The 21,647-nt window shown below is 52.2% G+C and carries 22 protein-coding genes, 1 riboswitch and 1 other annotated feature; of the genes, 9 read left to right on the top strand and 13 right to left on the bottom strand.

The window, feature by feature from the left end:
- Window positions 1–155: 155 nt before the first annotated feature.
- From MHH78_RS14060 to MHH78_RS14025, 8 genes are all read right to left on the bottom strand, one after another.
- The gene (locus MHH78_RS14060) at window positions 156–743 is read right to left on the bottom strand and encodes a lysophospholipid acyltransferase family protein (protein ID WP_036727329.1); all 588 of its coding nucleotides are present in this window, start codon (window positions 741–743) and stop codon (window positions 156–158) included.
- Entirely contained in the window at window positions 740–1,450 is a 711-nt protein-coding gene (cmk, locus tag MHH78_RS14055) for a (d)CMP kinase (RefSeq protein ID WP_340993496.1), read from the bottom strand. Before cmk ends, MHH78_RS14060 begins: the two co-directional genes overlap by 4 nt.
- A 211-nt stretch (window positions 1,451–1,661) precedes the next feature.
- Window positions 1,662–2,315: a flagellar brake protein gene (locus MHH78_RS14050; RefSeq protein WP_209870023.1), complete on the bottom strand. Its 654-nt coding sequence runs from the start codon at window positions 2,313–2,315 to the stop codon at window positions 1,662–1,664.
- Window positions 2,316–2,527: 212 nt separating this feature from the next.
- Complete coding sequence (gene ypeB / locus MHH78_RS14045) at window positions 2,528–3,886, bottom strand: germination protein YpeB (protein WP_076079164.1); 1,359 nt, start codon at window positions 3,884–3,886, stop codon at window positions 2,528–2,530.
- 87 nt (window positions 3,887–3,973) lie between these two features.
- Window positions 3,974–4,120, bottom strand: coding sequence for a hypothetical protein (locus MHH78_RS14040; protein ID WP_179090427.1), 147 nt, complete (start codon window positions 4,118–4,120; stop codon window positions 3,974–3,976).
- Between the two features lie 78 nt (window positions 4,121–4,198).
- A complete protein-coding gene (gene prsW, locus MHH78_RS14035) occupies window positions 4,199–4,894 on the bottom strand; it encodes a glutamic-type intramembrane protease PrsW (protein WP_036727336.1) in 696 nt (231 codons plus the stop codon).
- Between the two features lie 76 nt (window positions 4,895–4,970).
- Window positions 4,971–5,585 (bottom strand): genetic competence negative regulator, encoded by a 615-nt coding sequence (locus MHH78_RS14030; protein ID WP_036698160.1) that lies wholly within the window; start codon window positions 5,583–5,585, stop codon window positions 4,971–4,973.
- A gap of 231 nt (window positions 5,586–5,816) precedes the next feature.
- Window positions 5,817–6,188, bottom strand: a complete 372-nt coding sequence (locus MHH78_RS14025) for a hypothetical protein (RefSeq protein WP_076079163.1) — start codon at window positions 6,186–6,188, stop codon at window positions 5,817–5,819.
- Window positions 6,189–6,282: 94 nt separating this feature from the next.
- Between MHH78_RS14025 and MHH78_RS14020 the strand changes: the two genes are divergently transcribed.
- Window positions 6,283–7,155, top strand: coding sequence for a polysaccharide deacetylase family protein (locus tag MHH78_RS14020; RefSeq protein ID WP_076079253.1), 873 nt, complete (start codon window positions 6,283–6,285; stop codon window positions 7,153–7,155).
- 62 nt (window positions 7,156–7,217) lie between these two features.
- Here the strand turns inward: MHH78_RS14020 and MHH78_RS14015 are convergent, their stop codons facing one another.
- Genes MHH78_RS14015 through MHH78_RS14005 form a run of 3 tightly spaced genes read right to left on the bottom strand, consistent with a single transcriptional unit; the run spans window position 7,218 to window position 9,048 of the window.
- The gene (locus MHH78_RS14015) at window positions 7,218–8,030 is read right to left on the bottom strand and encodes a metallophosphoesterase (protein WP_340827344.1); all 813 of its coding nucleotides are present in this window, start codon (window positions 8,028–8,030) and stop codon (window positions 7,218–7,220) included.
- Window positions 8,031–8,080: 50 nt separating this feature from the next.
- Entirely contained in the window at window positions 8,081–8,458 is a 378-nt protein-coding gene (locus MHH78_RS14010; RefSeq protein ID WP_076079161.1) for a hypothetical protein, read from the bottom strand.
- Window positions 8,455–9,048, bottom strand: coding sequence for a CPBP family intramembrane glutamic endopeptidase (locus MHH78_RS14005; RefSeq protein WP_036698166.1), 594 nt, complete (start codon window positions 9,046–9,048; stop codon window positions 8,455–8,457). Before MHH78_RS14005 ends, MHH78_RS14010 begins: the two co-directional genes overlap by 4 nt.
- A 67-nt stretch (window positions 9,049–9,115) precedes the next feature.
- On the opposite strand from MHH78_RS14005, the gene MHH78_RS14000 reads away from it, so the two are divergent.
- Together MHH78_RS14000 and serA are read left to right on the top strand one after the other, a co-directional pair.
- Complete coding sequence (locus tag MHH78_RS14000) at window positions 9,116–10,021, top strand: hypothetical protein (RefSeq protein ID WP_036727342.1); 906 nt, start codon at window positions 9,116–9,118, stop codon at window positions 10,019–10,021.
- Between the two features lie 113 nt (window positions 10,022–10,134).
- Window positions 10,135–10,362: a binding site (T-box leader), on the top strand.
- Window positions 10,363–10,571: 209 nt separating this feature from the next.
- Window positions 10,572–12,164, top strand: coding sequence for a phosphoglycerate dehydrogenase (gene serA, locus MHH78_RS13995; RefSeq protein ID WP_036727344.1), 1,593 nt, complete (start codon window positions 10,572–10,574; stop codon window positions 12,162–12,164).
- Window positions 12,165–12,344: 180 nt separating this feature from the next.
- Here serA and MHH78_RS13990 read toward each other — a convergent pair whose 3' ends face one another.
- Entirely contained in the window at window positions 12,345–13,187 is an 843-nt protein-coding gene (locus tag MHH78_RS13990; protein WP_076079159.1) for an SDR family NAD(P)-dependent oxidoreductase, read from the bottom strand.
- Between the two features lie 134 nt (window positions 13,188–13,321).
- Here MHH78_RS13990 and MHH78_RS13985 point away from each other — a divergent pair, with 134 nt between their 5' ends.
- The 6 genes from MHH78_RS13985 (at window position 13,322) to MHH78_RS13960 (ending at window position 20,017) form a co-directional block, all read left to right on the top strand.
- On the top strand, window positions 13,322–14,275 hold the full coding sequence (locus MHH78_RS13985; RefSeq protein ID WP_341167758.1) for a helix-turn-helix transcriptional regulator: 954 nt from the start codon (window positions 13,322–13,324) through the stop codon (window positions 14,273–14,275).
- A gap of 73 nt (window positions 14,276–14,348) precedes the next feature.
- A complete protein-coding gene (locus tag MHH78_RS13980; protein ID WP_036727350.1) occupies window positions 14,349–15,599 on the top strand; it encodes a methyl-accepting chemotaxis protein in 1,251 nt (416 codons plus the stop codon).
- Between the two features lie 501 nt (window positions 15,600–16,100).
- Window positions 16,101–16,197: riboswitch (cyclic di-GMP riboswitch) on the top strand.
- A gap of 146 nt (window positions 16,198–16,343) precedes the next feature.
- Window positions 16,344–17,957 (top strand): thiamine pyrophosphate-binding protein, encoded by a 1,614-nt coding sequence (locus MHH78_RS13975; protein WP_445668046.1) that lies wholly within the window; start codon window positions 16,344–16,346, stop codon window positions 17,955–17,957.
- 50 nt (window positions 17,958–18,007) lie between these two features.
- Window positions 18,008–18,382 carry a carboxymuconolactone decarboxylase family protein gene (locus tag MHH78_RS13970; protein ID WP_341167756.1) on the top strand — a complete coding sequence of 125 codons (375 nt, stop codon included), beginning with the start codon at window positions 18,008–18,010 and terminating at the stop codon, window positions 18,380–18,382.
- Between the two features lie 152 nt (window positions 18,383–18,534).
- Window positions 18,535–18,885: a hypothetical protein gene (locus MHH78_RS13965; RefSeq protein WP_036727352.1), complete on the top strand. Its 351-nt coding sequence runs from the start codon at window positions 18,535–18,537 to the stop codon at window positions 18,883–18,885.
- Between the two features lie 139 nt (window positions 18,886–19,024).
- Window positions 19,025–20,017: a 3-oxoacyl-[acyl-carrier-protein] synthase III C-terminal domain-containing protein gene (locus MHH78_RS13960; RefSeq protein WP_036727354.1), complete on the top strand. Its 993-nt coding sequence runs from the start codon at window positions 19,025–19,027 to the stop codon at window positions 20,015–20,017.
- A 92-nt stretch (window positions 20,018–20,109) separates the two neighbouring features.
- Here MHH78_RS13960 and glpK read toward each other — a convergent pair whose 3' ends face one another.
- Window positions 20,110–21,615, bottom strand: a complete 1,506-nt coding sequence (glpK, locus tag MHH78_RS13955; RefSeq protein ID WP_341167755.1) for a glycerol kinase GlpK — start codon at window positions 21,613–21,615, stop codon at window positions 20,110–20,112.
- Between the last annotated feature and the right edge of the window lie 32 nt (window positions 21,616–21,647).

The raw sequence follows: 21,647 nt of genomic DNA, 5'->3' as shown, positions 1-21,647 counted from the left end.
CAAAACCCCATTTATTTAAACCCGCGTAGAGCAGGGTTCAAAACAATCATTGCTTCGTTAAACCATTTCATTTTGTTGATTAGTATGTTCCAAAAAATAGCGGTTATGCTGTAATTTATAAGCTATTCACAGAAACAGAAGATTGCCTCCCGGACTTACCGCGAACTGGGCTTGCCGGTACTGATCATTTCATGGATGCGTCCCATAATAACATCGGTTACAGCGTCCAGAGAATCACTTCCCGCACCTTCAAATGCGCTGAGGTCTATGGGCGCCCCATATACAACAGTCATCCGGCGGAACGGCTTGTAGGACCCGATAATGGCTGCCGGTACAACGGCTGCGCCGCTGCGGAGCGCGAAGCTTGCCGCACCCTTCTTGGCTGAACCTGAATCGGAGTTCCGCGTTCCTTCCGGGAAGATGCCCATCACATGTCCGCTGCGAAGCGTATTGAGGGACGTCTTAATGGATTCTTTGCTTACGCCGCCACGCTTGACAGGAAATGCGCCCAATTGCTTAATGAGCCAGCCCAGCACCGGAACATTGAACAATTCCGCCTTGGCCATATATCTTACCTGTCGCTTCAGCTTAATGCCGATCGTCATGGGATCAAGCAGGCTGATGTGATTCGCGCAGAGCAGGACTCCACCCTCCTTCGGCACATTCTCTCTTCCCACAATCTTGAGCGGGAACAGTATGGCATAAATCATACGAAGCAAGGCCACGCAAAATGCATAAATCATAGATGATTTCTCTCCCCGTTAACATAGGTTCTGCAGTGGGAGACGATGGCTTCCACGGCCTGAAGGATATCCATATGCGTCGTATCCAGAAGAATAGCATCCTCGGCACGGCACAGCGGTGAAATCTCCCGGCCTTCATCAAGCCGGTCCCGCGCTGCAATATCATGTTCAAGCTGCTGGAGAGTCACTGTTTCCGTATCCTTCAGTTCCTTGTAACGACGGAGAGCACGCTCCTCCACACTTGCCGTCATGAAAATCTTCACTTCGGCATCCGGCAGTACGGTTGTACCGATATCCCGGCCATCCATCACGACTCCCTTGCGGAGCGCCATCTGACGCTGCAAGTGACTCAGTCTGGATCTAACACCCTCAATCTTCGAATACTGCGACACCTGGCCGCTGACCTGAAGACTGCGGATATGCGGGGTCATGTCTTCCCCATTAATCAGCACTTTCTGCACATCTTTCTCAGGCAGAAGCTCAATCGCCATATTCTGGACCTTCCGGTCCACCAGCTCATGCTCCTCTGCAGCTATGCCTTCACGAAGCATATACCAGGTGATTGCCCGGTACATGGCACCCGTGTCTACATAAATGTAAGACAGCTCCCGTGCTACCAATCGGGCTACAGTGCTCTTGCCTGCCCCGGCAGGTCCGTCGATGGCGACGTTAATTCGGTCGTTAGTATGTGTATCCTGCCTGTCCAACGGGGCATTCCTCCTCAAACACTCTTCCGCAGAAATACGCATATCGACATATCTCTCTTGGAACTTGCTGATATTCTCAAGAAAAAAGCAGGCATTGCCTGCGACTTATAAAATTATACCACAGTTTGAACCCCAGTGCAAAATGACATTGAGGTTTTTTAGGGAGAAAAAAGCTGATTCAGGGCCCTCTTGAAGATTCCTGCGCAGGGAATCAGCGGTTGCGGAAATCGAATTGGCGTTCAAAGCAGTACCGGATAATTTTTTGCCGCTCCGAATCGGAAATGGCCGAGAATTTAACCATGACCAGATTCCGTCCGGTCTCCAGCGGTTTGATCCGTACAATCTCGCCTTCGAAATTAACATGCTCCGTGCTTCCGTTGCGGTAGGAGACGAGCAGCCAGCAGGCCAGCTTGTCGGCCACCTCTAATGTAATTTTGGCATCGCTTAAGAATGATGTCCCGCCGCCGCCGATATCCTCGGTGCGCACCAGAAACCGGCTGCCCAGGGCATCCTTCACGGCCAGCTCCAGCTCGGCATTGACGCGGAAGAAGCTGCGGCGCTGAATTTTGAAGATGGACTCCGCCGCAGGCTTGCGCAGCCGGACCATCCGGATGACATCTTCCTTGAAGCCGAGTACATGAGTATTGAAGTAATTTTTGATGCCGCCCTCTGTGAGAAAATAGACCGACAGCTCGTCACCGATAAACAGCTTCTTAAGCCGGCCGTTACTCTCCTGCATGGGGATTTCTATCAGGATGCTCTCGTCCTCCATATCAGCAATCCTTGCCCGGTACTGGATCTCAGACTCTGCCGCATCGCTGGATGCGACCTGGAGGTATAGATATTCATTGATTTTGGGATACAAACCTGTCACCGCCGCTTGAGTTAGTAATAAATGCTAAACCGATTATAGCATGCCCTCTTGAGGCAGGTCAGAAATATTATTAGGCATTGAACACCAACAGCCGCAACCGGCGTGCAACCTATATTTTCAGCATCAAAAAAAAGACGCCCTCCGTTTCCGGAAATGCGCCTTCTTTATAGAGCCGGTTTTAGCTGTCCCCATGGAAAGTCCGGCTATTTATCCTGTGCCCCCGAAGAGGTGCGCACCTGCTCCACCGCTTCCTCATTGCCGTCATCGGCGTTCAGATAAATCCTGAACTGTGAGCCGTTGATTTTGCCGCCGAATTCATACGTCAGCAGCTCCACCGCATCTTCATTCTCGATCCAGGCCAGCCGGTTATAGAGCTCCTTGAACTCCGGGTTAAGCATCGCTCTGGCTTCCGCCAGGGACAGCTTCGGCTTCGGCAGCACACGCTTCTCCTTATGCTCATTCACATAGTCGCTTGCCTGAAACCCTATGGCTTCCCCCGTATCCAGCCCGACACGAACCGTCATTTTCTCGGGATAGATAAGAACGCCGTCCTGGCTGCTGACAAAGGTCAGATTGCCCAGATTATCGTACCGGTCCGCACTGACTGCGGTCATGCCGGGATAGCCCTTCTTCTCCAGGAACTTACCCGCCTTCTCCACAGCCTGCTTCATGGATACTTTGGCCGGCCCTACCTCGCGGTTGTCGTTGTAAGAGATCAGCAGTCCGCCTTCCGCCGTGAAGTCCATCGAGACCGGCTCCTTATGGTCACTGGAAGTCACAGTGGCTGTATAAGAAGCCCACTCCGTTCCCTTCCCATTCTCCTGAATCTTCACCTGTGCCTTCCCGCCCAGCTCGGCGAACTTCATCGCCTTGCCCTTGATCTGGTCAGCGGTAACCGGCTTGCCGCCCAGCTTTTTCACCGACCGCTTATCATAGATACTTGCAACCGAAGGGCCGTAGTCCAGCTCCGGGTATGCCGCCACGCGTTTATCCACGGTTTTGAATCCGTCGATGATCGTGTTGTCTTCGGCCTTCTGCTCTGTAGCCAGTGCAGTCTCTACATCCATCCAGCGCAGCTTTTTGCCGATGACCTTGTCCTGAACCTTCTGCAGGTCCTTGGAGATTTCAGCCGAATTCTGGTAGAGCGTCTTCAGATTCGCCATTTCCCCCTCTGTCAGCGGCTTCTTCGTGAAGTCACGCACCGCAGCCTTGTAGGAGAAATTAGAGATCTTAGAGAGGAACTCCTCCGTCTCACTGAACGGCAGCAGCGTCAGCGGCAGCTGATTGATCTCGTTCTGCGCCTCGCTGGTAATCCGCCATACATTGACCAATCCCTTGCGGTGCATTCCATTAGAGGTAGTGTTCACCGCAAGCGTATTGCCCAGCTCGCCGTGAAGCCGCTCCACATGGAAGGAGAGATCATGGAACGCGCGCTGATACTGGTTCTCCGCTTTGATCAGAATCGAATTCTTCTCCTGATTCTCCTGATACCCCCAGACGAGCGCTCCAAGCAGCAAGAGTGCAGTAAGCGGGAACATTATGGCACTTAATCTTTTGTACATAGGTCCGCATAGCTCCTTTCAGTAGCTTATTGCCGTTAGTTTGACAATAACTGAGAAGTCTTATGCACTTTTTCAAGAATCCGGTCTTCAGGCCCGTTCCTCAATCTCAAAGCCGCTTACACAGCTGCACAGACATTGCTTGAAGCCGGTCTGGACAACACCCTGCTCCTTGTTCCCTCTTAATATGTAGGTTTCGCCGCACTGCTTGCAGACAATCCGAACTTTTACTCGCAAAAAAAGACACCTCTCTCTCCTTTCTGGAATTCCTCGCCTTAAGGAACTGCCCTGTAGGATTAAGTGTGTCCATCTCGATTATAGGTTAACCTCTTCCTCACGCTTCAAAAAGCGAAACGGGGAACGGCTGTTGGCCCGCGCTACCTTCCCCATGCCTCTGTACCATAAAACTGCCATCAGGGGCACGATAAACCAGATCCAGTAATTAGCTGTCGTCGCGAGCAGAAAATCATAGATTCCATGCCACAGCCAGGGCAGAAGCAATGAAATCAGCAGAATCTTACGGGTCTTGACCCCGCCGGAGAACTTGGCTCTGCCCATATGGTAGCCCATAATTACCCCGAACATGGCATGTCCGGAGACTGGAAGCAGCGCCCTTAGAATCATGGTGCCGATTGAAGCATTGCTGTACCACGCATACATTACATTCTCTATTGTTGCGAAGCCGAGCGAAATCGCTACGGCGTATAGTATTCCATCATAGGGCTCGTCAAATTCGGTATGATTGTAAATCATATGGTACAGCACAAACCACTTCAGGGCCTCTTCCACCCCGGCTGAGATCAGAAAGGAATCCACATAAGGACCGCCGTCCAGCCCCAGCACAAGTCCCCTCTGGATAATCATCACCGGCAGCACAATCATCAGGCCAAGCAGGAACACCTTAAGCACCATATGGAGCGGTTCCTGATCATACTTGTCTTTCAGATAGAAAAAAGTCAGCAGCGCAAGTCCCGGTGCAACTGCTGACGAAATGACCGATAACAAAAGCACCGAATAGCCTCCCTTGCGCTAATACCTAATCTCTGCTGAAGCCGTTATGGCCGGACTGGTACCTTCCCACTATCTCTTATTCCTGGCGTTTGAAATGATTGCACAGCGTCTGAATCGCATTCTCCGCCATAACCGTCTTGCCGTATTCGGCCAGAACAGCCTGAGTTACCGGAGAGGAATCTCCGAATTCAGCGAGCACGCCTACCAGCCCTGACAGTGCAGCCTCTTCAAATTCCTTCGGATCGAAGTAGAGGTACCATTTATCATTATAAGAATACAGTTGTCCTTGAGAAGTAATATTGCCGATGAGCACATGAGCCGCTTCCACCAGAACCTCGAAATCGCGGAATGCATATACAATGGAGTCGCTTTGTTCAAGAGTAACTTCCATTTCATAAATCTCTTCAGGCAATTCATCTTCCCCGGCCCCACCGTACTGATGGTGATCATATTTCCCCCGGGTCACAATAACGACCATGCCTTGCGCGGGCAATGCGAACACTTCCACGGCAAGCGGACCCGTAGCGTCAAAACCAAGCTCGCTGTACGCCTGATCCATCATTTCCGTAAAGAGGTCGTGCACCTTGGGAACCTCCTGCCACATGTCTTCCTTCTGGATGCCCCGCTCGCTCAGGTCGTCAAAAGTGAGGAAAATCCGTATCTTATCTTGACTTAATCGCTCTATTCTCATGACAGGATCCTCCTTTTGCAAGCTCATTTAATATTAATGTATGATGAGTCCCGAGTAATGAGCCAAAAATGGTTACTATGTATGTATGTTATCATTTTGAAGCTACAAATGCACGTAAATAAATATAGATTCAGCCCAATTTGCTGCCCATTATATGTAAAGCCATATTAAAAAAGAATCACTTCAGCGATGCCGGCATCGCCAAAATGATTCTGCAGCGGTTAAATCCGGTTACAAACCGGGTATGGCGGTATGAGTATCTTTGAGAATCTGCTCGACTTCATGCTTCACATCAGGGTTGCTGCGGATGAAATCCTTCAGCATGTTCAGATTTGATTCTTTGGACTTTAACGGGGAATCCTCTTTATGATCGCCACCGCCGGATACATGTGAGCCGGAGTGTTCATGGCTGCTGCCCGCTGCCGTGCTGCCGAAGCCGGTCATGGCCATTCCCATAATTTTGTCCTTGGCCTTGTCACCCGCATTATAGGAAGAACCATTCGAGTGAAGTAAGGCAGACATCATGGCACTGCGTTTTTTGGACATAATCATACTGGCGGCTGCACCAATCAGCACCCCGCACAGAAATGACGAAGTATTCATATCTCCAACCTCCTTGTATGGTAAAATCATGCTTAGTGTTCGCGGAAAGGTAGCCGCTCATACAGCCAAACAACAAGAAAGCGAGATGAAAAAAGTGGGTAAAGCAACAATAACGCTGCTTTTGGCGGCTTGTCTGCTGTCAGCTTGCAGCAACAGTGGAAATACAGGCAGCCAGGCGGCGGAGAAGACGCCACTGCCTGCGGCAGCAACAGAGGCGGCGGAGACAGCCGCATCTCCTGCACCTGAGGTAACAGCATCAGCTGCACCTGAGGCAACTGCATCACCGGAGGCCACTCCTGCGGCAGCCAGCGATGCGCAGGTGCCGCTGCTGTATCATATGAACAAGAATTATGACATTGTCCCGAATGATCCGGCCACGAATAAGAAGGTAGTCCTGCTGACCTTCGACGACGGGCCGAAGGAAGCGGAATTAATCAATCCGCTGATGGATACACTGGACAAGCACAAGGCCAAAGCGATCTTCTTCGTCAACGGGTACCGGGTGAAGGAGCATCCCGAGCTGCTGGAGCTGATCCACAAGCGGGGCGGCGTACTCGGCAACCATAGCTGGGATCACATCGTACTGAAGGATAAGCCGGAAGCCGAAGTGAAGAAGCAGATTGAGGATGTGCAGAATATCGTCAAGGAAATCACCGGTGAGACCCCTCACTTCTTCCGTCCGCCGCATGGTGCCGGCGGTGACGTAGGCAAAAAAATCGCCGCTGCAAACGGCATGCTCTATATGACCTGGTCCAATGGCTCCCTCGACTGGGAGATGAAGGCCAAGGATGCGGGCAAAACGGAGAAGCTGATCAAGAATGTAACCGATCAGCTGCATTCCGGCAGCAATATTCTGATGCATGAGCTGCCTTGGACGGTAGAGGCGCTTGACACTCTGCTGACTACGCTTGAAGGCAAGGGCTACAGCTTTGTAGATCCGCGCAGCATTGAGCTGAAGATGCGCTAAGCGCAGAATGAACAAGCAAAAACGGCTGCCCCGTTGGGAGGGCAGCCGTTTTTTTGTCATGCTTATGGGTTCATCACATTGAATCTCTGAGATCCGGAATGCTGCTGTCCGCAGCACAGGGTCAGCACATGCATCTCGGCCGGACTGCGCCAGCGCAGCGGCAGATGCGCCGTACCGAACCCCCGGCTGATCAGCATCTTCAGCGGCGGGAGACCCGCATTATAGCTCCGGGGGATCTCATACATCCCCGCATTATATCGGCGGTAGAACTCATCGGTATGCCGGTTCCCGATCAGGGGCAGTACAACCTGGCCTCCATGGGTGTGCCCGGCCAGAATCAGGTCAGCCGGAATCTCCTGCTGCCGGGACAGCCAGAGCGGATCATGCACGAGGATGATCCGGAAGACTTCCGCATCCGCAACAGCTGGCAGAGGCCCGTAGGCCTTCTTGCCACCTTGCCGCGGGAAATCCACCCCGGTCAGAATAAACTGTGCGCCGTCCCGCTCAATGACGCAGTTCTCATCCACCAGCAGCCTGGCTCCGCTTCCCCGGATGATGTTATCCACCAGATTGATGTTCGCCCTGTAATCATGATTCCCATGTACGGCATATACAGGCGCAACCGAAGCGGCCAGAGTCATATTGTTCAACAGGCGTTCTATGGGAGCGCCCTTCTCCGTCATATCACCGCCCAGGAAGACAGCGTCCACCTTCCCCCGCAGCGGGGTCAGCATCTCCTCCGGCAGACGGCGGCGGTGAATATCCGTAATGAGCAGTATCCGGTAGCCGTCGAACGCGGCAGGAAGCCGGTCCAGTACAATATCCAGATGATTCAACCGTTTTTTGAAGGCAGCAGCAACCATAAGGAGACCCATGCCCCCTGCTCCCCCAAGACTCACACCTAATAGAATCAGGAGCACCCCAGTCAACTCCATAGGCTGCCCAGATCCGGCGCCCCGTTAATTCCCCACCACAGGAGGAAGCCCAGCAGCATCAGAAATACAACAATCAGCGAATTGATGAACATTTTGCTGAACCGGATTCTCTCTGACGGATAGCTCTCCGCACGCGAAGGAGTCTGCTCCCCTTCCTGCTGTGCCGCCTCACGCTCCGGCTTCCCGGAGGCCCTGCGCCCGGATAAGCGCTCCTTTCTGGACAGGGTCCCTGCCACCGGTACCGGACTTCCCGCACGCTCTTCTGCTGCCCCGGAAGCCGGCTGACGCTTGCCCGCTCTGGCCGGAGGCTGTTGTTCTCTCTTCTGCTGTTTCTGGCGGGACCTTACCCGGCTTAATTGTTCTGTCATGATACCCTCCTGTAACGAATAACCATACCGGAGAACAAATCTATAAGGAAATGGCACAATATCGGTGCCCACAGACTGCCCGAATGGATGTAGATAAGTCCAAGACCATAGCTGCTGAGGAAGACCCAGCCCGTTGGAATCCAGTGCCGCAGATAACGGACATGAATAACGGCAAACAGTATACTCGTCCAGTAAGGCCCGAGAGAATGCTGGATCGCTCCGCGGAAGAGCAGCTCCTCACACACCGCAACCACCGCCGAAATGACCACAATATGCCACAGCGGCCGTTTGCCGAACAGTAGCTCATTAATCCCCCCGTCATCCATGCTGTCTTCAGGAACAATATGGGTCAGCAGGAAGTCAACAGCAAGCATAATAACGGCAAGGCCAAGGCCCCAATACACGAAATGTACACTATCCGGAAAATTTAATATGTGAATAGGATTTCTTTTCTGTAATAATATCCATATCAAACCGATAAATAAGGTAAGGCCCTGAGTAATGTACAGATTAATAAGTAACAGCTTGTCTGTTAACTGCTGTGGATCGGCCTTTTTAATTTTGATGTCACCCAATTTGAATTTTTTCATTATAACCTGCCTGTTCTATAAATGTTTTTACATAAGTTAATTTACCTATACGAAGGAGCACTTAATCATGAACAGCCGTACCTCCCGCACTCAAATGATGTACACACTAGGTTTTTTGTTTTTTCTAATATCCGCATTCGCTTCATTTTTCACGGGAGTCAAGGTTGGAGCTGACAAGACAGAGGCCAAGTATTCACAGCTGAAGGACCACCCAAGCGCCCAGGAATTCTCCGGCTCCTATCAGCAGCAGGATCTTGTCACCTTTTATCATAACGTATTTTTGCCTTACCGGGAATTCAAGCGCAATTGGAACGAACAGGTGGGCGTTCTTGCCCGCAGCACGGATGCACGCCAGAATGCGGCAACATTGAAGAATCTGAGTATTCTCGCGGACAAGCAGTATGATAAGGTAACCCAGGATTCGCTCTTCACCAATTCGCCGATGCTCTATGAATCTCAGCTCAATATTCTTAAGAGTCTCACACTCTTCTCCCAAGCCTCCAGTAAGGTGACTGCGGGAGCTTCCGGCGCCGAAGCCGCTAAAGTGCTGAGAAGCGACAACTTCACAACCAGTGCCGTGAGATTCGGGCTGCTCGCCCAGAAGAACTTCTATGATTCCATGCTGAAATGGGGGTCGAAGACCCACCCGTCCATTCCGCAGCAGTCCGGTGAACTGAAGACACTCTCTTTCATTCAGTGGAAAAAAATGCCGCTCTTGCTCAAGAATGCTTCCATCGCCAATATCATGCTCAACCGTGGCATCTACGCCGGATATGATCCGCAGGATATCACTGCCAAGATTGATGACATGATCTACTCCGGGACCGCCAGCTCGCTGAAGCTGAATGATATCCAGTCCTCCGTCACCCTGCTCATCTCCACCGGTGCGGTGCAGGAGCAGGACTTCATCAAGTGGCGGGAACAATATTACGGCAAAGAGATCATGCCGCAGCTCCCTTTCTTCTACGAGTAGGACCAGTTATTGCATCATAACGAAATTTACGGTCCACTTCAAGGCGGACCCGCGCAAAAGAATCCTATTGACACACTTGGCATCACCATGTTACATTATGACAAATTAATCAAGCAAAACCGATGATGGAACAAAGATTACTTGCAGTCTTCAGAGAGCCGGTGGGTGGTGAGAACCGGTGGCGGACATTAATCTTTAGCGCTCCTGAGATATTGTATTGAACACAAGAGTAGATACAATCGGATCACTCCGTTACCAGTGTGGCCTTTGCAGGCCAATGAGGCTGCTTCTTAACCGTCGCAGTGAATTAGGGTGGTACCACGACAACTCTCGTCCCTTACTACGGCAGTAGTATGGGGTTGGGAGTTTTTTTATTGCCATATTCCTATGAATCCGGTACCGCTGCATGCTGTTTCTTTTGTGCGACAGCGCGTTACCCCGATGTCAAGCTGCTTATTACGCTCTTGTAAGTTCTGGTACTGCGGATTGCCTTACCCGGTGATCCTTGGCATATACAATAGCTTTCCCATTTGAAGGAGGACAAGAGACCATGTTTAAAGTATTAGTATCGGACCCGATCAGCGATTTGGGCATTCAGCAATTGATGGACGCAAGCGATGTGACTGTAGACAAGAAAACAGGACTAAGTGAAGATGAGCTAGTTGCAATCATTGGCGAATATGACGGCTTACTCGTTCGCAGCCAGACTACCGTGACGGACAAAATTATCGCCGCCGGTACTAATCTCAAGGTTATCGGCCGGGCCGGAGTCGGCGTGGACAACATCAAGCTGGAGTCAGCCACGCAGCGCGGTGTAGTCGTTATCAATGCTCCGGACGGCAATACCATTACGACCTGTGAACATGCTTTTGCCATGATGATGGCCTTGGCCCGTCATATTCCTCAAGCCTACGCGAAGACGATTTCCGGCGTATGGGACAGAAAAACCTTCCTCGGCGTAGAGCTGCGCGGCAAGACACTGGGCGTACTCGGCATGGGCCGGATCGGCAGCGAGGTGGCCAAGCGCGCCAAAGCCTTCGGCATGAGCATCCTGGCCTATGACCCGTTCCTGACAGCTGACCGTGCAGAGAAAATGGAAGTGAAGCTGGCTTCGGTAGACGACATTGTGCGCGGTGCAGACTTCATCACCGTTCACACACCGCTCACCCCGGAGACCCGCCACATGATCTCCCGTCCGCAATTCGAAGTGATGAAAAAAGGCATGCGCATCATCAACTGTGCCCGCGGCGGTGTCATCGATGAAATGGCGCTGGTAGAAGCGATTGACAGCGGTATTGTAGCCGGTGCTGCGTTCGACGTCTTCGAGAAGGAGCCGCCTGAAGCAGACCACCCGTTCCTTACACATCCGAAGATTATCGTGACTCCGCATCTGGGTGCTTCGACGATTGAAGCCCAGGAGAACGTAGCCATCGATGTATCCGAGCAGGTCCTCCATATCCTGCGCAACGAACCGTTCATCAACGCGGTAAACATTCCGCCGGTTGCACCTAGCGTGATGAACAAGCTGCAGCCGTACTTCACCCTCGGCGAGAAGCTGGGCAGCTTCGCTACGCAGATTACGGACGGAGCGATCCGCGAGATCCATGTGGAATATGCCGGTGATCTCTCGGATGTGGATACCCAGCCGCTCACCCGCTATGTCGTCAAAGGTGTGCTCACCCGCCACTTTGCCGGAGATGTGAACATCGTCAACTCGATGCATCTGGCGAAGACCCGTGATGTGAATGTAGTGGTGACCAAGGCTTCCAAAACCAAAGGCTTCACCAACCTCATCACGGTAACACTCAAGGCTGAGCATGATGAAGAGCGTCTGGTCGCCGGTACCCTGCTGCAGGGCTATGGCGAACGGATTGTTAAGGTCAACAAGTTCCCGGTCGATATTGCTCCAGAAGGCCATCAGGTTGTGATCTCGCATAATGACAAACCGGGTATCATCGGACTCGTCGGCACCCTGCTTGGCGAGAACGGCGTCAATATCGCATCCATGCAGGTTGGCCGTACGATCATCGGCGGAGCTGCCATTATGCTCCTGACCGTTGATAAGGGTGTGCCGAAGGAGGTCCTGGTGAAGCTGGCCGGACTGCCGGAGATCAACACCGCTGAGGAGATCATTCTGCTCTAATTCTTATTTCTTCACAAGTGGAAACGGCTTTGCCGTCCTTTTTAAGGACGGTACCGTTTCAGCGAGAAATAGAAGGATAAGTTATCGTGTGCAACATATAAATTCTTATATTTCAATAAAACACTCTTCGGGAGTGCAGGCCCCAGGCCGCGCACTTCCAAAGAGTGTTTTTGCGTTATACTATGAAATCCGGTAAGCTGGCACCTGCCGGCCATCGGTGTCCGTAAAGCCATATTTCCGTGCCAGGTCCCCTACCTTCTGGGGAGTACCAGTCATGGATATCACTTCAGGATCAGCAGCAAGCGCTGCAACTGCCCGTCCGATATAAGCGGTTGATTCAGTGGTCTGAAGCCCCTCCTCCTCCTGCCAGTGCTCCTCATCTGTGCCGAAGCTGTCCAGGACCAGCTCGGTCCGCATCCAGCCGGGAGAGACGGGAATCACCGCGATGCCATCCGCAGCCACCTCTAGGGATAATCCGTAGGCCATGCGCACCAGTGCATTTTTGGACAGATCATAATAGAAGTTCCCCGTGTACTTGTACTCGTCCCAGAAGGTTGTATGGACGATTAATTTACCCGCCCCCGCTCCTTCCCTGCGCATCAGGGGTACAGCATAATAATTAGTCATTAGCTGCGCCCTCACACCCGCAGTGAACATATGATCCCAATGCTGCACCGGCTGCTCCCAGAACGGTTCATTCCCGATAGGGAGAGTATTGCCGCCCCAGACGTTATTGACCAGAATATCCAATCTGCCCTGCTCTGCGCTAATCTGCCGGATTACAGCCTCTGTCTCGCTGTCATTGGTATGATCACAGCGGATCACGGCTCCGTCCCCGCCTGAGCGGCGGATCTCAGCCAGAACCCCTTCAAGCGTTCTTGCCTGTCCCTCCTGCGGCATACCGGCATTCCTGCCCGTAATGTATACATAGGCACCAGCCTTCGCCAGCTCCAGTGCAATGCCTCTGCCCGCTCCCCTGCTCCCGCCTGTTACCAATGCCACTTTCCCTTGCAGATTTGTCATTTGATCCGCTCCCTTTCATCTATCATGCCCGGATTAGATGATCATTTGCGCTAATCCGTACTCTCGTCTAATATATACCTTATACATGACAACCATTGACATATATAAATAATACGTTCAAGGGAGGTTGCAGAATGAGAGCGGATCGCCTGATCACTATCGTTCAACTCTTACAGAGCCGCGGGAAAATCAGCTCCAAAGAGCTGGCGCAAACGCTGGAGGTATCCGAACGTACAATCTTCCGGGATATGGAGGCACTAAGCTTCTCCGGCATCCCCGTGCTGGCGGAGCGCGGCCGGGAAGGCGGCTGGAAGCTGGCCGAAGGCTACAGGAATTCCCTGACCGGAATGAACACCAAGGAGATTGCCGCGCTGCTGGTGCCCGCTGATCCGGCGATTCTGCACGCTTTGGGCATTCAGGAGGAGTTCTCCTCGGCGGCCCGCAAGCTGCAAGCCGTCGCTACCAGACAGCCCGTCACCCCCTTCAGCTTCCTCAGCCAGCGGATTCACATCGACGGAGCCGGGTGGCATCCCTCCGGGGAGACCTATCCCTCCCTATCCGCTTTGCAGAGAGCCTTATGGGAGAACCGCAAGGTGAGCATCACCTATCTGCGCGGGGAGGACACTGCCGAGCGGCTGGTTGCACCGCTGGGGCTGGTAGTCAAGCGCGGAGTCTGGTACTTGGTCGCAGGGCATGACAGCGAGCTGCGGACCTACAGGGTCTCCAGAATCACTGAGGCCAAAGTCACAGATGAGTCTTTTGAGCAGCCGGAGGATTTCCACCTGTCTGAGTACTGGGAGACCTCCACCGCCGCATTCAAGTCTGCCTTGCCCAGGTACCCCTCCAGCCTTCTTGTAAGAGAGCAAACGATGAAGGAGCTGCAGAAGGAGCGATACGTCGCCCTGTTGCACCAGGAGCCTTCTGAGGCCCCGGGCTGGATCAGGGCCGAGGCCGAGTTCAACACGCCGGAGTCTGCGTGCCGGATCGTCCTGTCCCTGGGTCAGGGCATCAAGGTGACAGCACCGCCTGAGCTTGCGGATACGGTTGCTGCGGCTCTGCGTGAAGCGGCAGCATTATACGATTTTTAATAATAGACCAAATGCACTAGTATCCCCTATAATATTACAATACACATTATTATTTATAGGGGGACTTTACATTATGGACTGGATGAACAAGCTGCCGTTGAAACAAAAAATCGTCACCGGATGTTACCTGGTTGCCGCTTTATTCGCTGTCCCTGTCTTAATCACGCTAATCCTCATGGACAGGCTGCTCATCGGCATTATTCTTGTCGCCGTCCTGGCAGCGCTGACTTACCCGCTTGCGCGCTTCATTGAGAGAACGCTTACATCTTCATTTGAGGATATCTCCAATGTGACGCATACGATTGCCAAAGGCGACTTCACCAGCCGTGCCGACGAGAATGGCTCCATGGGCGACATCAGCCGCTCCTTCAACACCATGATTGACAAGCTCAAAAAAATCCTCACCGATGCTTCACAGATTACCCGTCAGGTTATGGACGCCAGCCGCGGGATTGAAGACAAGAATCAGAACCTGAAGTTTGTCATGGCGCAGGTGGCCTCCTCCTCCAATGAACTGGCCCTCGGTGCTAACGAAATCTCGGTGGATATCGCTGATATGACTGAATCGATCAAGGATATCGAAATCAAAGTCTCCAATTATACGAATTCCACCAAGGAAATGAATAAAAGGTCTGTACATACGCTGGAATTGGTAGAACAGGGACGGCAATCGGTGGATACCCAAGCCGAAGGCATGCGCAAGAACATCCAGGCTACCCAGAAGGTGGCGGATACTATCGAAGCCCTATCGCATAACGCACGAGGCATTACGATGATTACCAAGACGATTACCGAAATTGCTGAACAGACCAATCTGCTGTCGCTCAATGCTTCTATTGAAGCCGCCCGTGCAGGCGAGCATGGCCGCGGGTTCGCCGTTGTTGCCCAGGAGGTCCGCAAGCTGGCCGAGGAATCCACCGCTTCAACCAAAGAGGTGTTCGGTCTGGTACGCAGCATCGAAGCGGATATCAAGCAGGCTATCGATAACATCGCCATCAATGAAGAGGTAGTCCAGGTGCAGAATGAGATGATTACGGAGACAGCCAACATTTTTGCTCAAATTGTGCATAGTGTCCAATACATAACCGAGCAGATTGCCTCCTTTTCCGCAGAGAGTGACCTTATGCTGGAGAGCGCGCTCAAGATCTCCGGGGCGATCGAGAATATCTCAGCCATCACCCAGGAGACCGCCGCAGGGACGGAAGAGGTATCCGCAGCGATGAACGAACAGATTCATGCTCTTCAATCCGTAGCTGAGGAGACAGAGAAGATGACCTCCGCGGTCTTCAACCTGCAAAAAACGATTCATATTTTCAAATTTTAACCTCAGCACAAAGAGACACGCCTGCGGAATTTTCTGCGGGAGGTGTCTCTTTTTTTGGGCAAAACAAAGATTGTTATGTAATATTCACAAATTGTTGAAATTGTGCATAAGGGTAAAAACCGTGCTTTGCACTTCTTTACTATAGTCGTTCTATTGTCATAGCTTGTCTATAAGCTAACATCTCACATCACTATTACTTAAGTCCTATCACCGAAATTTGTAATGCTGTATATCTAGTGAATTCTTAATGTTTTGCAGTAAATCAGGAATGTAATGAGTCTTTGTGCTCACTTCCCACATTAACCAACCTAAATAGCCATTTGCATTTTAAGACTTTAGTCTTCCAGGGACAACCATTTTCAAAAGTTTGAAAATCCAAATATTTAGCCATTTTCACTCCTGAATATTCGTCAAATTCCGAGTTTCTTCTCACAGGGGTTATTGACAAAAGAGGAGCAAGGAATATATTGTAAAGGAAAATTCTCCACAAATTCATTTATAACCGCATACCGGCAAAATTCACCGAAAGGGAATGACGCAAAGCCATGGATCTACAGTCTCATTTCTGAAGTGGGATCATGACAGCCAGGTTGCTGAAAAACTGTGAACGCCTTAGGTTTCGCGTTTGATTATGGTGATTCGTGCAACAGACCTGTGCTCCAATGTTGAGTACAGGTTTTCTATTGCTGACGTATACAAATAACAACTTGCGGGGTGGATGTTCTGAAGACAGTTGCAGATTATATGGCGGAAGCATTACGCAATCTGGGAGTCACTCATTCTTTTGGAATCATAGGCAAGTCTATTTGCCCCATCGCTTTGAAAATGGTTGACTACGGTATAGAGTTCATCCCCGGCCGGCACGAATCCAGCTCCGGCTTCGCCGCCGGCGGTTATGCTCTGAAGACCGGCAGTCTCGGGGTAGCCTTCGGCACCTCCGGTCCGGGGGGAACGAATCTGCTCACCGCAGCAGCGCATGCCAAGGCCAATAATCTTCCCGTCCTCTTCATCACCGGACATCAGTCCATCAAGGAGCTGGGCATTCCTCAATGTCAGGATTCCACTTCCTACCTGGCTGATTTGGCGGATATGTTCCGGCCGGCCACCCTCTTCAGCAAGCTCGTTGAACGCGGCGATCACTTCAGCACGATTTTCAACCATGCCCTATCCATCGCCCTCGGTGACCAAAAAGGCCCAGTCCATCTCTGCATTCCGTTTGATGTGCAGACAGAGCGGCTCGCGGAATGCCGGATTGTTCTGCCGGAACGCGAGGGACTAGTCAGTTATCAGAACTATGACCGGGTCATCTCGGCGATTAATCAATCCGCTAGGCCGCTGATCATTGCCGGTAAAGGCGTCAACCGCTCAGGTGCCCATCAGGAACTGGTTCAGCTGGCCGAAACCTTTAACATTCCTGTAGTCACCTCTCCAGGCGGCAAAGGTGCAATAGCTTATGATCACCCGCTCTACCACGGTCCTGTCGGCGTTGGCGGCTCCTCGCACGGCGATGAATTGCTGAACAACAGCGACCTGTTCATTGTTCTGGGCTCTCGTCTGAGCGACATGACCATCTGCAACCTGAAGCCGGAGAATCATCCGCAGCAGCTGATCCAGTTCGATGTAGATCCAACCTTTGTCGGCAAAATACTGTCCTCATCCACCATCGCTGTCGGCGGGGACTTAAGGGACAACCTGGCACTGTATCTTCAGAAGCTGGACCCCTCTACGGTCACCAAGCATGAAATCACAATCTCCAATGCTTACAATGACGAGCTGCCCGTGCTGGCGGGACTCTCTCTAGCTTCGGTAATGAGCACGATGAGCGACTTGATTCCTTACAACAGCAGCGTTTTTGTAGATGACGGCAGCCACGGGTTCAATGCTGTGAAATGGTTCAATGTCCGCAGGCCCGGCAGCTTCATATTCGATGCCTACTTTGCTTGCATGGGCAATTCAATTGGCATGGCGATCGGCGCCAAGACGGCTTCTCCCGGAGAGACAGTCTTCTGCATTACCGGTGACGGCTGTTTTATGATGCTCGGAACTGAAATAAACACAGCCGTTTGCAAGGACATTCCGGTGATTTTCATTGTGGTGAACAATAAGCAGCTGGATATGGCGCTTAAGGGTATGGAGAAAACGACCGGCCGGATTGACGGTACGATCTTCGAGGTTCCGATGGATGCCGTGAAATTCGCCGAATCGCTGGGTGCAGCCGGCTTCCGCTGCGAGACGCAGGAGGAGTTCGCTGCCGCAATCCGCGAAGCTGTGGCACTTAACAAGGCAGCTGTCATTGAGCTGCTGACTGACCGTGATGAAATGCCTCCTACGGCCCACCGCACGCTGGATCTTACGTAAGGAAGCCGTATCCGCACACCTTTTCTAACCTACTATCAGGAGGACATATCGTGAACAAGAACAGCGGACTCGATCATTTCACTGATCTCTCAGGAGATTATGGGGCCAAGGCCCTGGCTCCGATCAAAGAGCATTTTCCGGAATTAGCCGAATATATCATGGGCAATGCCTATGGCGATATTTTTCAGCGGACCACGATTGGCTCTGACTGGAAGGAGATCGCGGTGATCTCGTCGCTGATTACGATGGGACAATATGAACAGCTGGGGGTTCATTATGTAATGGCGCTCCGCGTTGGCATGACCGTCGAGCAGATCAAGGGTGTGCTGCTGCATCTGACCCCTTGCGTCGGTGCCCCCCGGGTGATTTCGGCCTTTAATGTGCTGCTGGATACCCTGGAGGAGATCAAAGAAAAATCTTCATAATTCTACAAATTTCGACTTTTCGATTGCACATTTCAGGATGATCTGGTTATAATGAAGGCAAAATATCCCAAATTCAATTGCGATTTTGTCGAATAGAGTCGCAGGAATAACGTTTTGGAGGTATTGGAAATTACACTTAGGGAGAGATCAACATGGGACAATTTATTTTGAAGACAGATACTGCGAAGAAAGTAATCAATATTGAGCTGGAGGGAACCTTCTCTAACGAGGACGGGCTCAAATCTATACAGGCTTACCAGCAGACCATTAACCCGATCAGCCCTGCTGAATATGCACTAGAGATCGACTGCCGCAAGCTGAATGTAACAGCTCCTGATGTTGTACCGCTGCTTGAAGGCTGCTTCATCATGTTCAAGGCTGACGGCTTCCAGAAAGTGAGTCTTACCCTGGAAAATAACCCGATCCTCAAAATGCAGCTGGCACGCCTGGGCCGCAAAGCAGGACTTGAGAATCTGGAGATCACTTCAACCGTACAAGCTTAATAAATACAATTTAAACCTAAATCAGCCGCTTGAAACGCACAGGTTCATTCATTAAACCGGCTGCTAATGCCGGAAGAGAGTTTTGTAAGAAGCAGATTCGTGAGAAGTATAGCTAACAAAACTTTAGGAGGTCTGTACTATGGCGGGGATTCGCATTAAGGACATTGATATCTACCATCCAGACAAAAGAATCGGCAATGACTTTTTCATACAGCATTTTGACGACAAAGGTATTGATATCCGTGGACTGCTGGCTACTCTAGGCCGTGAAAACCGCTACAGCATCGACAGCCCGGATGAGAATTCCCTGACAATGGCTTTTGAAGCCGCAAGTAATGTTCTGGAGAAGACCGGTCTTACCGGCCCTGACATTGACCTGATCGCTTATGCAAGCCAGACCCCTGAATATATATTTCCTACGAACTCATTGATGATTCACCGCCTGATTAACGGGGCTTCGCATACCATCTGTATTGACAGCAATGCCAACTGTGCCGGAATGACCGCCTCGGTTGAGCAGGTCAGCCGCCAGATGATGGCGAACCCGAGAATCCGCCGCGCCCTGGTCATCGGCTCCGATTACGTGGCACCGCATGCGGACAAAAATGATCCAGTGTATTACGCGAACTTCGGTGATGCCGCTGCCGCTGTTATTCTGGAGCGCGATGAGCATTCGGTCGGCTTCATTGACTCTATCTACCAGACAGACACCTGTGTGTACGGCAACTCTCTGTTCCCGGCAGAAGGCCTGGCTAAGCTCGGACGCACCGGTGTTGCCGCAGGAGAGTTCAATGTGAAGTTCATTCCATTCGATGATTCCATCTGTGTGGATGCTGCTTCCGAATCAATCAACACTCTGCTGAGCAACAACGGGATTGCCCCTGAATCGGTCAAGGCTGCCTGCTTCTCACAGCTGTCTCTTCCGAACATCCAGGCCGTCTCCGGCAAAACCGGCATTAACCCTGAGGCCGCAGTCTACATAGGCGATGAGTTCGGCTATACCTCGACCAGCAGCCCGTTCATTGCCCTTCACAGAGCCGTCACTACCGGGCAGCTTGAACGCGGAGACAAAGTTCTGTTCTGGACCGTGGGCGCCGGATGGCAGAATGTCGCATTTGTAATGGAGTACTAATCTTACTGTTCATTCTGTTCCAGAGTAAAAAACGGCCCGCAGCAGAGTTTCTGCCTGCGGGCCGTTTCTGTTCTCAATGCCTCTACTCCGCTCTAAAGTCTGCCTTCGTGCTTGCCCTCATGCTTCTCCCAGCCCATCGTGCGCGACACAGCATCCTGCCAGGCACCGTATCTGCGCTCCCGCTCCTCCGGCTCCATCTGCGGCGAGAAGACCTTCTCGGCCGTATTGAAGCTCTCCAGCTGCTCACGGGTCCATACCCCGGAGGTAAGTCCGGCTAGCAGCGCAGCGCCAAGTGCTGTAGTCTCCGCGTAGGTTGTACGTGTCACTTCGCTGCCCAGAATATCGGCCTGGAACTGCATCAGCAGATTGTTGCGCACCGCACCGCCGTCTACCCTCAGGCCAGTGAGCGGCATGCCGGCATCCTTCTGCATTGCGTCGATGACATCACGGGACTGGAAGGCCAGTGATTCCAGTGTGGCCCGTACCAGATGTGCGGAGGTGGTGCCCCGCGTCAAGCCGAATATGGCGCCCCGCGCATACATATCCCAGTAAGGCGCACCCAGGCCGGTAAAGGCTGGCACCACCACAACCCCCTCACTCTCGTCCACCTCGCTGGCCTTCTCTTCCGAGTCGGCGGGCGCGACAATTAGCCCCAGCCCCTCCTGCAGCCACTGCACAGCCGCTCCAGCCACGAAGACACTGCCTTCCAGTGCATAATAGAGCTCATCGCCCATGCCCCAGGCTACCGTGGTCAATAGGCCATGACTGGATGCCACAGCTTCAGTGCCTGTATTCATGAGAATGAAGCAGCCTGTCCCATAGGTGTTTTTGGCACTGCCTGCCTCCAGGCAGGTATGACCAAAGAGCGCTGCCTGCTGATCCCCCAGCACCGACCGGATAGGAATCTCCAGACCGAACCACTGCTGGTCACAGACACCGAAATCTCCGCCCGACATCCTCACCTCCGGCAGAATGGACGGCGGAATACGCAGCGTGTCCATCAGCTCTTCATCCCACTGACGCTCATGCAGGTTATACATCATCGTTCTTGAAGCATTAGTAACGTCTGTAGCGTGTACCGCACCCCCGGTCAGCTTCCAGATCAGCCAGGTATCTACCGTTCCCGCCAGGAGCTCTCCCTTGCCCGCACGCTCTCTTGCTCCCGGTACATGGTCCAGAATCCATGCCAGCTTGGTCGCCGAGAAATACGCGTCGATGACAAGCCCCGTCTTGTCCGCAATGACTCCGGCCATCCCCTGCGATTTCAGCTCCTCACATTGCTCTGCTGTCCGCCGGTCCTGCCAGACAATTGCCGGATAGATCGGTTCGCCTGTAATTTTATCCCAGATAAGTGCAGTCTCCCGCTGGTTGGTAATCCCGATTGCCGTGATGTGATTAGCCGGTACAGAGCTTGCTGCAATGGCATCTCTGGCTGCGGCAAGCTGGCTCTCCCAGATCTGCTCCGGGTCATGCTCAACCCAGCCTGGGCGGGGAAAGGATTGCTTGATCTCATATTGCCCCTGCGAAATCACTTCCGCCTCTGTATCAAAGAGAATTGCCCGTGAGCTGGTAGTACCTTGGTCCAAGGATAAGATCATAATGCCCAGCCTCCTGCAAGCCTTAGCTTGAA

Source organism: Paenibacillus sp. FSL H3-0333, from assembly GCF_038002805.1.
Classification (GTDB): domain Bacteria; phylum Bacillota; class Bacilli; order Paenibacillales; family Paenibacillaceae; genus Paenibacillus_AQ; species Paenibacillus_AQ silagei.
Note: the sequence above shows the minus strand (reverse complement) of the source record. Positions and strands in the feature narration are given on the sequence as shown.

Excerpts from the sequence above, each read along its gene's own strand:
- MHH78_RS14060 (WP_036727329.1), bottom strand. The coding sequence starts at position 743 with ATGATTTATGCATTTTGCGTGGCCTTGCTTCGTATGATTTATGCCATA.
- ypeB (WP_076079164.1), bottom strand. The coding sequence starts at position 3,886 with ATGTACAAAAGATTAAGTGCCATAATGTTCCCGCTTACTGCACTCTTG.
- MHH78_RS14030 (WP_036698160.1), bottom strand. The coding sequence starts at position 5,585 with ATGAGAATAGAGCGATTAAGTCAAGATAAGATACGGATTTTCCTCACT.
- MHH78_RS14025 (WP_076079163.1), bottom strand. The coding sequence starts at position 6,188 with ATGAATACTTCGTCATTTCTGTGCGGGGTGCTGATTGGTGCAGCCGCC.
- MHH78_RS14015 (WP_340827344.1), bottom strand. The coding sequence starts at position 8,030 with ATGGGTCTCCTTATGGTTGCTGCTGCCTTCAAAAAACGGTTGAATCAT.
- MHH78_RS14010 (WP_076079161.1), bottom strand. The coding sequence starts at position 8,458 with ATGACAGAACAATTAAGCCGGGTAAGGTCCCGCCAGAAACAGCAGAAG.
- MHH78_RS14005 (WP_036698166.1), bottom strand. The coding sequence starts at position 9,048 with ATGAAAAAATTCAAATTGGGTGACATCAAAATTAAAAAGGCCGATCCA.
- MHH78_RS14000 (WP_036727342.1), top strand. The coding sequence starts at position 9,116 with ATGAACAGCCGTACCTCCCGCACTCAAATGATGTACACACTAGGTTTT.
- serA (WP_036727344.1), top strand. The coding sequence starts at position 10,572 with ATGTTTAAAGTATTAGTATCGGACCCGATCAGCGATTTGGGCATTCAG.
- MHH78_RS13990 (WP_076079159.1), bottom strand. The coding sequence starts at position 13,187 with ATGACAAATCTGCAAGGGAAAGTGGCATTGGTAACAGGCGGGAGCAGG.
- MHH78_RS13985 (WP_341167758.1), top strand. The coding sequence starts at position 13,322 with ATGAGAGCGGATCGCCTGATCACTATCGTTCAACTCTTACAGAGCCGC.
- MHH78_RS13980 (WP_036727350.1), top strand. The coding sequence starts at position 14,349 with ATGGACTGGATGAACAAGCTGCCGTTGAAACAAAAAATCGTCACCGGA.
- MHH78_RS13975 (WP_445668046.1), top strand. The coding sequence starts at position 16,344 with ATGGCGGAAGCATTACGCAATCTGGGAGTCACTCATTCTTTTGGAATC.
- MHH78_RS13965 (WP_036727352.1), top strand. The coding sequence starts at position 18,535 with ATGGGACAATTTATTTTGAAGACAGATACTGCGAAGAAAGTAATCAAT.
- MHH78_RS13960 (WP_036727354.1), top strand. The coding sequence starts at position 19,025 with ATGGCGGGGATTCGCATTAAGGACATTGATATCTACCATCCAGACAAA.
- glpK (WP_341167755.1), bottom strand. The coding sequence starts at position 21,615 with ATGATCTTATCCTTGGACCAAGGTACTACCAGCTCACGGGCAATTCTC.